The 11,554-nt window shown below is 64.8% G+C and carries 10 protein-coding genes; 6 read left to right on the plus strand and 4 right to left on the minus strand.

Annotation, left to right across the window (positions count from 1 at the left end; genetic code table 11):
* Positions 1 to 16: 16 nt before the first annotated feature.
* Positions 17 to 1,228 carry a type III PLP-dependent enzyme gene (locus ACZ1JC_RS18185; protein ID WP_465135541.1) on the plus strand — a complete coding sequence of 404 codons (1,212 nt, stop codon included), beginning with the start codon at positions 17 to 19 and terminating at the stop codon, positions 1,226 to 1,228.
* Positions 1,229 to 1,305: 77 nt separating this feature from the next.
* Here ACZ1JC_RS18185 and ACZ1JC_RS18190 read toward each other — a convergent pair whose 3' ends face one another.
* The 4 genes from ACZ1JC_RS18190 to murI all read right to left on the minus strand — a co-directional run bounded on the left by ACZ1JC_RS18190 (position 1,306) and on the right by murI (position 5,611).
* A complete protein-coding gene (locus tag ACZ1JC_RS18190; protein ID WP_465135540.1) occupies positions 1,306 to 2,409 on the minus strand; it encodes an NADH:flavin oxidoreductase/NADH oxidase in 1,104 nt (367 codons plus the stop codon).
* Positions 2,410 to 2,569: 160 nt separating this feature from the next.
* On the minus strand, positions 2,570 to 3,784 hold the full coding sequence (gene hemA, locus ACZ1JC_RS18195) for a 5-aminolevulinate synthase (protein WP_465135539.1): 1,215 nt from the start codon (positions 3,782 to 3,784) through the stop codon (positions 2,570 to 2,572).
* A 181-nt stretch (positions 3,785 to 3,965) separates the two neighbouring features.
* Positions 3,966 to 4,781, minus strand: coding sequence for a hypothetical protein (locus tag ACZ1JC_RS18200; RefSeq protein WP_465135538.1), 816 nt, complete (start codon positions 4,779 to 4,781; stop codon positions 3,966 to 3,968).
* A complete protein-coding gene (murI, locus tag ACZ1JC_RS18205) occupies positions 4,778 to 5,611 on the minus strand; it encodes a glutamate racemase (RefSeq protein WP_465135537.1) in 834 nt (277 codons plus the stop codon). The genes ACZ1JC_RS18200 and murI overlap by 4 nt, the downstream gene beginning before the upstream one ends.
* A 109-nt stretch (positions 5,612 to 5,720) precedes the next feature.
* Here murI and plsY point away from each other — a divergent pair, with 109 nt between their 5' ends.
* From plsY to ACZ1JC_RS18230, 5 genes are all read left to right on the plus strand, one after another.
* On the plus strand, positions 5,721 to 6,308 hold the full coding sequence (gene plsY / locus ACZ1JC_RS18210) for a glycerol-3-phosphate 1-O-acyltransferase PlsY (protein WP_465135536.1): 588 nt from the start codon (positions 5,721 to 5,723) through the stop codon (positions 6,306 to 6,308).
* Entirely contained in the window at positions 6,305 to 7,420 is a 1,116-nt protein-coding gene (gene dprA, locus ACZ1JC_RS18215) for a DNA-processing protein DprA (protein ID WP_465135535.1), read from the plus strand. Before plsY ends, dprA begins: the two co-directional genes overlap by 4 nt.
* Positions 7,421 to 7,513: 93 nt before the next feature.
* Entirely contained in the window at positions 7,514 to 8,260 is a 747-nt protein-coding gene (locus ACZ1JC_RS18220) for a glycerophosphoryl diester phosphodiesterase membrane domain-containing protein (protein WP_465135534.1), read from the plus strand.
* A 177-nt stretch (positions 8,261 to 8,437) separates the two neighbouring features.
* Positions 8,438 to 11,041, plus strand: coding sequence for a type I DNA topoisomerase (gene topA / locus ACZ1JC_RS18225; RefSeq protein WP_465135533.1), 2,604 nt, complete (start codon positions 8,438 to 8,440; stop codon positions 11,039 to 11,041).
* On the plus strand, positions 11,038 to 11,217 hold the full coding sequence (locus ACZ1JC_RS18230) for a hypothetical protein (protein WP_313440627.1): 180 nt from the start codon (positions 11,038 to 11,040) through the stop codon (positions 11,215 to 11,217). Before topA ends, ACZ1JC_RS18230 begins: the two co-directional genes overlap by 4 nt.
* The last annotated feature ends 337 nt before the right edge of the window (positions 11,218 to 11,554 follow it).

Here is an 11,554-nt window from a genome sequence, read left to right on the forward strand (position 1 = left end):
TTGGGGGTCCCTTGAGTTGCTCGAACATCTTGATGCATCGGTCGTAGCGCGCACCATCGCGCCTGACGAACCCGTTATTCTCAATCGCCCGCATGCTGCTGCGCGCGCTGCCCGTTTCTTCGCCACGAAGTTTCCGGGCAAGTCGCTCTATGCCGTGAAGGCGAATCCCTCGCCGGATCTCATCCAGATCCTGTGGGACAATGGGATCACGCATTTCGACGTTGCCTCGATCGGTGAAGTCCGCATGGTTCGCAAGACCCTGCCGGCCGCGACCCTGTGCTTCATGCACCCGGTCAAGACCGCGAGCGCGATCCGCGAAGCCTATTTCGAGCATGGCGTCCGCACCTTCAGCCTCGACACCATCGAGGAAGTCGAAAAGATCCTCGACGCGACCACCGATGCCGATGGCAACGGAGCGACCGACCTGCGCCTCTGCGTGCGTCTGCGCGTTTCCTCGGAATATTCGGAACTGAGCCTCGCCTCGAAGTTCGGTATCGATCTGGCCGACGCCGGTCCGCTGCTGCAGGCGACCCGTCAGGTGGCCGACTGGCTGGGCGTATGCTTCCACGTCGGTTCGCAGGCGATGACGCCGTTTGCCTATGTGCAGGCGCTGGAGCGTGCGCGTGCGGCGATTGCCGACGCAGGCGTTGTCATCGACATGATCGACGTCGGTGGTGGCTTCCCCTCGGTCTATCCGGGCATGGAACCGCCGCCGCTGGAAGACTTCTTCCAGGTCATCCACCGCCACTTCGAAGCGATGCCGATCGCGTACAACGCCGAACTGTGGTGCGAGCCGGGCCGTGCGCTCTCCGCCGAATACAGCTCGATGATCGTCAAGGTCGAGAAGCGTCGCGGTGACGAGCTTTACATCAACGAGGGCGCCTATGGCGCGCTCTACGATGCGGCGCATGTGGCATGGCGCTTCCCGGTGAAGTGCATCGCGCGTGACGGTGAGCGTTCGGAGGACCTTCAGGAGTTCTCGTTCTACGGCCCGACCTGCGACGATGCCGACTACATGGAAGGCCCGTTCATGCTCCCCGCCGACATCAAGGCGGGCGACTGGATCGAAGTGGGCATGCTGGGTGCCTATGGCGCCGCCATGCGCACGGCGTTCAACGGCTTCGGCACCGGCGATGTGATGACCGTCTCGGACGAACCGATGGCGAGCCTCTACACCGGCGAGCGCAAGGATCCGCGCGTTTCGGACAACGTCGTCTCGCTGCGCTAAGCCGCCGAAACGACGACAAGAGAAAAGGCCCCCGGTCGCGATGACCGGGGGCCTTTTTCTTTGGGTGCCGAGCCTGTTTAGTTCGCGGTGAACAGATCCTTCAGCCCATGCGGCTGGCAGCGCAGGAACTGCGGCGATACTTTGACCTGCGCGCCCAGAGCGGCGGCAGCGTGCCAGGGCCAGCGCGGATCGTAGAGCACGGCGCGGGCAATCGCGATCATGTCTGCCTCGCCATTGGCGAGGATCGCTTCGGCCTGCTCCGGCTCGGTAATCAGGCCCACGGCGATCACCGGCATGGTCTCCACCGCTTGCTTCACCTTCTGGGCGAGCGGAACCTGATAGTTCGGTCCGACCGGGATCTTCTGGTCGGCATGAAGGCCGCCGCTGGAAACGTGGAAGCCGTCGCAGCCGCGCGCCTCAAGCGCCTTGGCGAACGCGACCGTCTGCTCGGCGTCCCAGCCGCCCTCTACCCAGTCGGTGCCCGAAACGCGCATGGTAACCGGCTTGTCGGCCGGGAAGGCGGCGCGCACGGCGTCGTAGACTTCCAGCGGGAAGCGCATGCGGTTTTCAAGGCTGCCGCCGTATTCGTCCGTGCGCTTGTTGGACAGCGGCGAGAGGAACTGGTGCAGCAGGTAGCCGTGGGCGCCGTGAAGCTGCACGGCCTCGATGCCCAGACGGGCCGCGCGGCGGGCGGCATCGGCGAAGGCATCGCGGATGCGGGCGAGACCGGCCTTGTCGAGCGCCTCAGGCGCGTTCTCATGCGGAAGGAAGGGGATGTCCGATGCGGAGACCGTTTGCCAGCCGTTCGCGTCCTGAGGGGCGATCTGGCCGCCTCCGTCCCAGGGCTTGGCGGTGCTGGCCTTGCGACCCGCATGCGCAAGCTGGATGGCGATGGGCATGTCCGACCAGCGGCGCACGGATTCGAGGACCTTGGCCATGGCCGCCTCGGTCTCGTCATCCCACAGGCCGACGTCGGCGTAGGAGATGCGGCCTTCGGGGCTGACAGCGGTCGCCTCGATGGTGAGAATGGCCGCGCCCGACTGGGACAGGTTGCCCAGATGCTGGACGTGCCAGTCGGTCATCTTGCCGTCTTGCGCGGAATATTGGCACATCGGCGCGATGACGATGCGGTTTGCGAGGGGGAGCTTGCCGAGGGAAGTCGGTTCGAAAAGCTTGGCCATGCGGGTCCTTCCGGTCATGTCGTCGCAGTTGGGGGGGAGAGAGCGCGCCGAGCGGCACCTGCGACGGCAGGCAACTTGGGGTGCCTTGGCCAAATGAAAAGGGCTCCGACCTTGCGGTGGAGCCCTTCGATGCAAAGAATATATTGCAGGCGCGAAAGCGTCAGGCCGCCAGTCGCATTTCCAACCGTTCCCAGATCTCGACGAGCGCGTCGGTCAGGTCGCGCATCATCGCTTCGGTATGCGTCGGCCCGGGGGTGAAGCGCAGGCGTTCGGTGCCGCGCGGCACGGTGGGGAAATTGATCGGCTGCACATAGGCGCCATATTCGGCCAGCAGAATGTCGCTGATCTTCTTGGCCTTGACCGGATCGCCCACCATCAGCGGCACGATGTGCGTGGTGGAGTTCATCACCGGCAGGCCCGCATCGCGGAACATCTGCTTTAGCGTGGAGGCCGAGTGCTGCTGCGCCTCACGCTCCGCGCTGGAGCTCTTGAGGTGCTTTACCGAGGCCAGCACGCCCGCCACCAGTACTGGCGAGAGCGAGGTGGTGAAGATGAAGCCGGGGGCATAGCTGCGGATGCAGTCGATCACCTTCTGGTCGGCCGCGATATAGCCGCCCATCACGCCGAACGCCTTGCCCAGCGTGCCTTCGATGATGTTGATGCGATGCGCCGCCTCGTCCCGGTCGGTAATGCCGCCGCCGCGCGGGCCGTACATGCCAACGGCGTGAACTTCGTCGATGTAGGTGAGGGCGTTGTACTTCTCTGCCAGATCGCAGATCGCGTGGATCGGCGCGATATCGCCGTCCATCGAATAGACCGACTCGAAGGCCACCAGCTTGGGCAGGTTCGGATCGGTGGCAGCCAGCAGTTCCTCAAGATGTTCGAGGTCGTTGTGGCGCCAGACCTTCTTCTCGCAGCCCGAATTGCGGATGCCGGCGATCATCGATGCGTGGTTCAGCTCGTCCGAGAAGATCACGCAGCCCGGCAGCAGCTTGGCGAGGGTGGAGAGCGTGGCGTCGTTCGAGACATAGCCCGACGTGAACAGCAGCGCGCCTTCCTTGCCGTGAAGGTCCGCCAGTTCCTGCTCGAGTTCGATGTGATAGTGCGTGTTGCCACCGATGTTGCGGGTGCCGCCGGAGCCGGCGCCAACGTCGTGCAACGCCTCTTCCATCGCCTCGATCACCTTGGGGTGCTGGCCCATCGAAAGGTAATCGTTGGAGCACCAGACGGTGATCGGCTTGGGCCCATTGTGGCCGGCAAAGCAGCGTGCGTTGGGATAGGCGCCCTTGTTGCGCAGGATATCGATGAAGACGCGGTAGCGACCTTCGGAATGCAGGCGTTCGATCGCCTGTTCGAAAATATGCTCGTAGTTCACCTGGGCTCTATCCTGCACTGGCCGTAAGAGGCTTCTACCTGTTGTTGCGCGCCAATACCGCATCGCTGGAAGCCTGACCAGCCGCTTGTATCAGTTACTGTGATCGATATCGCCCCGGGACCAGCTTGAAATAAACGGTCGCCCAGCCGAATTTTTCGCATCCTGCCTGCCGGCCCGATCGTCAGGAGCGGACGAAACCCCGAGGGATGCCCTGGGGCGCCGCCGGATCGTACCCGCTGACGATCACCATATGCGGCGTCGCGGCATGCAGCGCCTTGATCGTCATCAACCACGACGCGATTTCCGTGCGTTTCTCCGGATGGCCGATATCGGCAAGACGGCGTGCGGGGGGGCGGATTAACTGCCAGCTTTCCGGTACTTGCGCAGTGTCGCCGGTGAACAGGAATTCGCGGCCATCGGCCAGTTGCACGAAGACCATCATCGGTGCGTCGGGCAGCCCGGACTGAGGTATCGCAACGACGCCAGGCGCGACTGCGTGTGGGAGACCGTCGGAAAAGTCCGGCAAGGGCATGGCGTGAAGCGACCGGATCGCAGGATTGCCGCTGTGGATTGGGCCGTTTAGCAAGTGCAGTCGCACGGCGGCTTGCGCGACCTCATGATCGACACGGGCTTGCGCGGCCTCGTCGAAATCGCGGACGCCGGCTTCCGCCGCCAGTTCGCGTGTCGTGCCGGCGTCGATAAGGATGGGCGGCGCACCCGGAACAAGCAGTTGATAGGCCCGCACGCCGATGCGCATCGGCCGCAATCCAGTGCCTGCGGCCAATCGGTTGTGCAGCGAAATGCGCGTGCCGATCAGTTCGTGGCGGATTTCGCTCGGGCGCTGCCCCTTTTCCGCATGGGCCAGCGTGCGGAGTTGCTCGATATCCAGCGGCTTGGGCCGGGCGTCGGGCGCGCTGGCATCGAACTGGAACCAGTAGAGCGGCAGCCCGAACAGCACGAGAAGGAAAAGCAGGAAAACGTTGAGGCGCGGCGTCAAAACCGGCCGCCTTGCTCCAGCCCATAATCGGCGAGGGCGGCCTCATAGGCCGCCGCCTGACCCGCCGGGCCGGTGAACAGCGCGCGGTCGGGAACGAGGCGGGCATAGGGCTGCCCCTCAGTCAACCGAGCGACCTGACGGGCGATGCCCTGCGCCCCGTGGACGAAGGAGACGCCGGGCCCGAATGCCTCGGCCAGTTCTTCCTCCAGCAATGGGAAGTGGGTGCAGGCAAGAACCACCGTGTCGATATCCGCGCCGCCGGGCATCGATCGCAGCGTCTCTGCGGCGCGGCGGATGGCGGCGGGATCGACACGCTCGCCGCGCAGCTTGGCTTCGGCGGCTTCCACCAGTTCGGGTGCGCCGTGGCGCAGCAGGCGCTTGTCGGCGGCGAATTCCTGTTCCAGCCGGTCCACATAGGCCTGCCGGATGGTGGCCTCCGTGCCCAGGAGGCCGATCGTGCCGGTGCGCGTCATCGCCGCGGCAGGCTTGATCGCGGGAACCGTGCCGACGATGGGCACCTCCAGCACTTCACGCACCATGCCCAGCGCGATGGTGGAGGCGGTGTTGCAGGCAATGCAGACAAGGCGCGGGGCGAAGCGTTCGGTCATCCGGCCCAGCAACCCGGCCACACGTGCGGCGATCTGCGCCTCGGTCTTGGTGCCATAGGGGAGGCCCGCCGTATCCGCCGCATAGATCACGGGCGCCTGCGGCAGCACGTCGCGCAGGGCGGAAAGCACGGTAAGCCCGCCAACACCCGAATCGAAGACCAGGATCGGTGCGGCGGGGTCGACCTGATGGGCGGTCAACACGGCGGAATTTTCGGAAGGCATCGTTTTTCCCTGTACCTTGCACACTGTTAACCGTGTCTGGGCGGGAAGGGCAATGTCGAATGCTGCAAGTGGCTTCGCCTTGCCCGCCGGAGCGGCTAAGAGACCGCGCATGAATTGGATTCTTCCCCTCGTTATCGGCTACGCGCTCGGTTCCATCCCCTTTGGCCTGCTCCTCACGCGAATCGCGGGGGGCGGCGATTTGCGCTCGATCGGCTCCGGCAATATCGGCGCCACCAACGTCCTGCGCACCGGCCGCAAGGGCCTTGCCGCGGCCACGCTGCTGCTGGATCTGCTGAAGGGCCTGGCCGCCGTGCTGATCGCCGCGCATTTCTGGCCGGGTTTCGCCTGGCTCGGCGCGCTGGGCGCTTTCCTTGGCCATTGCTTCCCGATCTGGCTGCGCTTCAAGGGCGGCAAGGGCGTTGCCACGATGGCCGGCGTGGCGTTCGGCCTCGCCTGGCCGGTGGGGCTGGCTTACGCGCTGACGTGGATCGGGCTGCTGCTGATCGTGCGGATCAGCTCGGTCGCCGGCATGACCGCGGCCGTGATCGCGCCGATCGCCGCATTCCTGTTGGGTGAGACGCAGGCGGCAGCAGTACTGGCCGTGATCGCCGTGATTGTGATCTTCCTGCATCGCGAGAACATCGGCCGCCTTCGCGCCGGCACCGAGCCCCGGATCGGGAGCGGCAAGAAACCGTGAGTCTGGCGGAGGGGGACAGCCAAGCCAAAATCTCGCAGGACGAGGCTTTCGCGCGCATTCGCCTGCTGCGCTCGCCCAATGTCGGGCCTGTCACCTACCGCCAGTTGCTGGCCCGCTGCGGCAACGCGGTGGCCGCGATCGAGGCCTTGCCCGAACTGGCCGGACGCGCCGGGCGCCGTTACCAGCCCGCGGCGGAGCGGGTGGTGGAGGCCGAAGTGGCCCGCATCCGCAAGGCCGGCGCCAGTTATCTGTTCCACGATTCACCCGACTATCCGCGCCTGCTCGCGCAGAGCGAGGGCGCTCCACCCATCCTGACGCTGCGCGGCGATACGGCGCTGCTAGCCAAGCCCTGCGTCGCCATGGTGGGCGCGCGCAATGCCTCTGCAGGGGCGGTGCGGCTGGCGCGCACGCTGTCGCAAGAGTTGGCCGAGGCTGGCTACATCGTCGTCTCGGGCCTTGCCCGTGGGATCGACGGAGCCGCACATCAGGGCGCGCTGGCCGGAGGTGCGACCATCGGCGTGATCGCCAGCGGGATCGACGTGACATACCCGCCCGAACATGGCGAATTGCAGGAACGCATCGCCGCCGAGGGCCTGCTGCTGGCCGAACAGCCGCCCGGTACCGAGCCGCTGGCGCGCCACTTTCCCACCCGCAACCGCATCATCGCCGGGCTTTCGGCCGGCACCGTGGTGGTGGAGGCAGCGCCCAAGTCCGGCTCGCTGATCACCGCGCGGCTTGCGGGGGAGATGGGGCGAGAGGTCATGGCCGTGCCCGGTTCGCCGCTCGATCCGCGTTCGCGCGGCTGCAACCAGTTGATCCGCGACGGGGCGGTGTTGGTGCAGTCGGTGGAGGACGTGATCGAGCTGATCACCCATTTCGATGGCGTGCCGCGCTCCACCTTTCGGGAAGAGCCGCCCGGCTGGGCACCGCTGATGGAAGAAGCGGGGGCATCCTCCGGCATCGCGGAAATGCTCTCCACTGCGCCCATCGCGGTCGATGAACTGATCCGCCAGTCGGGGGCGAGTCCGTCTGCGGTGCAAATGGAACTACTCGAACTGGAGATCGCGGGTCGACTTTTGCGCCATGCGGGCGGCAGGGTGAGCCTGGCCTGAGGTTCGGGGCGAGGGCGATTACAAAATAGTAGCAGGCTTGCTGTAGGGGCCATTGTTCAGCAGGCATCAGGATCGAATAAGCAGGGGGTAATCTTGAGCACTTATCGACGCGCCTTCACGGTAGGCGACATCTTCGCTGAGACCTTTTCGATATTCAGGGCAAATTGGCGAATTTTGGCGGTTTACGCCGTGGTTCTCGCGCTTGCGACAAACGGAGTGCATCTGGCTGCCGGACTTACCGCTGGTGATCCTGCCAAGCTGCTCGGCGGGGGCTTGGCGGTGAACCTGATCTCGGGTGGGATGGCCACCGTCGCCAACTATATCATGCTTTGGAAAGTGCTCGAAAATCTCGGCCTTGCGACCGTGTCTCGCTCGGTGGCACTCCTTTTTGCCAGCATTTTCGGCAGCATTGTCATGGTGCTGTGCGGCGTCATCGGCCTGATGCTGCTGATCGTGCCGGGTCTGCTGCTTATGGCGCGATGGTCCGTCGCTCCGCAGCTCATCATCGGTCGCGGCGTCGGCGTTGTGGATGCGATGCGGGAAAGCTGGGCGCTGACCAAATCGCGCCAGTGGACTATCGTGGGGTTCTATTGCCTGTGGATCCTTGTGTTGGCAGCCATCATGATCCCCATTTCGGCGGGTATGTTGGCTGTCAGCCTGAATCTGGGTCTCAACGGCAGGATGGACGTGGCAGGGAACTTCAGCCTGTTGGGCGCCGGTATCCTCCTGCTTCAGGCGACAATCCAGTATCTGGCGTCGAGCCTGGGAATCTGCACTAGCGCGGCGCTTTTCGCACTGGTGCTCGAACATTCCGGGGCTGAAGAGGACGTCTTTGCCTGACCACCGATGTGGAAGGCTGTCTACGTGCCGGGTTGCGGCCTTGCGCTGGCCGATCCTCCCTGACATGCCTTTGTCGCATTGGGGTGCTTGACGAAGCCCCCCAAAGCTTCCCACCCTATGCGTGTACACACATGCGCCCGCGTGGGAGCGCGCGCGTAGGGGCTATAAGAGTAACGAATGCAGCTAGTCATCGTAGAATCGCCGGCCAAGGCGAAGACCATCGAGAAGTACCTGGGCAAGGACTACAAGGTCCTCGCCAGCTATGGCCACGTCCGCGACCTGCCGCCGAAAGACGGCTCGGTCCGTCCGGACGAGGGTTTCGAGATGGATTGGGAACTTTACGGCGACAAGCAGCGCCAGGTGAAGGCCATCACCGACGCGGCCAAGGAAGCCGACCGCCTGATCCTAGCGACTGACCCTGATCGCGAGGGTGAGGCGATTTCGTGGCACGTGAAGGAACTGCTGGCCAAGCGCCGGGCGCTGCCGAAGGACGTGCAGCGCGTTACCTTCAACGCCATCACCAAGGAAACCGTCACCAAGGCGATGACCCAGCCGCGTGAGCTGGATCAGGACCTGATCGACGCCTACCTTGCCCGCCGCGCGCTGGACTATCTGTTCGGCTTCACGCTCTCGCCGGTGCTCTGGCGCAAGTTGCCGGGCGCCAAGTCGGCCGGCCGCGTACAGTCGGTGGCGCTGCGCCTGATCGTCGACCGCGAGCGCGAGATCGAGGCATTCACGCCGCAGGAATACTGGTCCGTCACCGCGCAGATGGCGCATGACGGCACCGATTTCACCACCCGTCTGGTGACGTTCGACGGCCAGAAGCTGGACCGCCTGAGCATCGGCGACGAAGGCACGGCCCTGCGTGCCAAGGCCGCTGTCGAGAACGGCGCCTTCCGCGTCGAGACGGTGGAAACCAAGCCGCACCGCCGCAACCCGCAGCCGCCGTTCACCACCTCGACCCTGCAGCAGGAAGCCTCGCGCAAGCTGGGCTTCTCGGCCAGCCAGACGATGCGTGTGGCGCAGACGCTCTACGAAGCGGGCGCGATCACTTACATGCGTACCGACGGCGTGCAGATGGATCCCAGCGCCATCTCGGCGGCACGCGCGGCGATCACCGATCGCTTCTCTGGCCACTATCTGCCCGAAAAGTCGCGCCACTACGAAACCAAGGCGAAGAACGCGCAGGAAGCGCACGAAGCGATTCGCCCGACCGACTTCACTAAGGACCGTTACGGTTCGGGTGACGAGGCACGCCTCTACGACCTGATCTTCAAGCGCGCGATGGCCAGCCAGATGGCCTCCGCCGCGCTGGAGCGCACCACCGTCACCCTGCGCGACGGCACCGGCCAGCACGAACTGCGCGCGACTGGCCAGGTCGTGAAGTTCCCGGGCTTCCTCGCGGTGTACGAGGAAGGTCAGGACAACAAATCGGATGACGACGATTCGGGTCTGCTGCCCTTCATGAAGTCGGGCGATATGCCCGCGAAGAAGGACGTGAACGCCGAACAGCACTTCACCCAGCCGCCGCCGCGCTATTCGGAAGCGAGCCTGGTGAAGCGTCTGGAAGAACTCGGCATCGGTCGCCCGTCGACTTACGCCGCGACGATCCAGGTCATCAAGGACCGCAACTACGTCCGCACTGAGAAGAACCGCTTCTTCGCCGAGGAATCGGGCCGTCTGCTGACCTCGTTCCTCGAACGCTTCTTCCAGCGCTACGTCGCCTACGAATTCACGGCGGGCATGGAAGACGAACTCGACGACGTTTCGGGTGGCCGTCAGGAATGGAAGGCGCTGCTCGAAGCCTTCTGGCGCGACTTCAAGCCGAAGTCGGACGAAGTGATGGAGAAGAAGCCCTCGGAAGTGACCGAGGCGCTGGACGAGTTCCTGTCTGACTACCTGTTCCCGCCCAAGGCCGACGGCAGCGATCCGCGCCTGTGCCCGAAGTGCGGTGAGGGTCGTCTCTCGCTGCGCGGTGGTCGTTATGGCGCCTTCGTCGCCTGCTCGAACTATCCGGAGTGCAAGTACACGCGCAAGTTCGCGCAGCCCGGCGGCAGCGCCGATGGCGGCGGCGAGGATGAGGCGCTGGGCAAGGATCCGGAAACCGGGCTGGAGATCGTCCGCCGCACCGGCCGCTTCGGTCCCTATATCCAGCTGGGCGAAGGCAAGGAGGCCAAGCGCGCGTCCATCCCGAAGGACATCGACGAACTGACGCTGGAATGGGGCATCAAGCTGCTGAGCTTGCCGCGCACCATCGGCCCGCACCCGGAGACGGGCAACGACATTACCGCCAGCATCGGCCGCTATGGCCCCTATCTGGCGCATGACGGCAAGTACGCGCGCCTGCGCAACACTGCCGAAGTGTTCGAGACGGGCATGAATGCCGCCGTATCGATGCTGGCCGATGCCGCCAACCGTGGCGGTGCCGGCGCGCGGGCCAAGGCGGAACCGATCAAGGTGCTGGGCGCTCACCCGACTTCGGCCGGGGAGATTAAGGTCATGGCGGGCCGCTATGGCCCCTATGTGACCGACGGCACCACCAACGCCACCCTGCCGCGAGACCAGAAGCCCGAGGACCTGACGGCCGAGCAGGCAATTGCCCTGATTGACGCCAAGGCCGCCAAGGGCCCGGCGAAGGGCAAGAAGAAGGCCCCCGCCAAGAAGGCGGCGCCGAAGAAGGCTGCTGCGAAGAAGGACGGCGCTGCCAAGACGGTGGAGAAGAAGCCCGCCGCCAAGAAGGCTCCGGCCAAGAAGGCGGCGAAGAAGGAGGCGGCCGAATGAGCGACAAGATCGCCAAGCACAAGCAGCCCTGGAAGCCCGAAGAGCTGCAGAAGCTTCAGACCCTTGCCGGAAAGGGCAAGGGTCTGAAGGAGATCGCCAAGGCTCTGAACCGCACCGAGGAATCGACGAAGGATGCCGCGCGCCAGCACGGCTTCTCCATCGCCAAAGCACGCTGAAAACGCCGGTCTATCGCCTCACGGAACTCAGTTCGTGAGGCGATAGACCGTATTTGCGAGTGCCGAGAGTTACGCCATGCACCGTGGCAATAACTTCTCGGCCAGCCGCTTCCTTCGCGGCCAGTCTGCCCGACCCGGCCGAGCGTCCGCCTTGCTCATCGTTGATTGCGCATGAGGCAGGTATCCAGCGGCATGCCGGGCCGCCACATCATCGGCTTGCTTTCACGCGATGCCCTGCGACAATTTCTTACCATGCCGGACTTGCGACGAATCCGGCTGAGGGGTGTTGGTCGATTGATGTTGCAAGCGCGAGATGACGAGCCGGCCCCCGTGGCCA

It is taken from the genome of Sphingomonas sp. BL-S-28, assembly GCF_055521515.1.

Bases quoted from the DNA above. Each gene is read 5' to 3' on its own strand.
- murI (WP_465135537.1), bottom strand. From the start codon at position 5,611: ATGCCTTCCGAAAATTCCGCCGTGTTGACCGCCCATCAGGTCGACCCC.
- ACZ1JC_RS18190 (WP_465135540.1), bottom strand. From the start codon at position 2,409: ATGGCCAAGCTTTTCGAACCGACTTCCCTCGGCAAGCTCCCCCTCGCA.
- topA (WP_465135533.1), top strand. From the start codon at position 8,438: ATGCAGCTAGTCATCGTAGAATCGCCGGCCAAGGCGAAGACCATCGAG.
- ACZ1JC_RS18230 (WP_313440627.1), top strand. From the start codon at position 11,038: ATGAGCGACAAGATCGCCAAGCACAAGCAGCCCTGGAAGCCCGAAGAG.
- plsY (WP_465135536.1), top strand. From the start codon at position 5,721: ATGAATTGGATTCTTCCCCTCGTTATCGGCTACGCGCTCGGTTCCATC.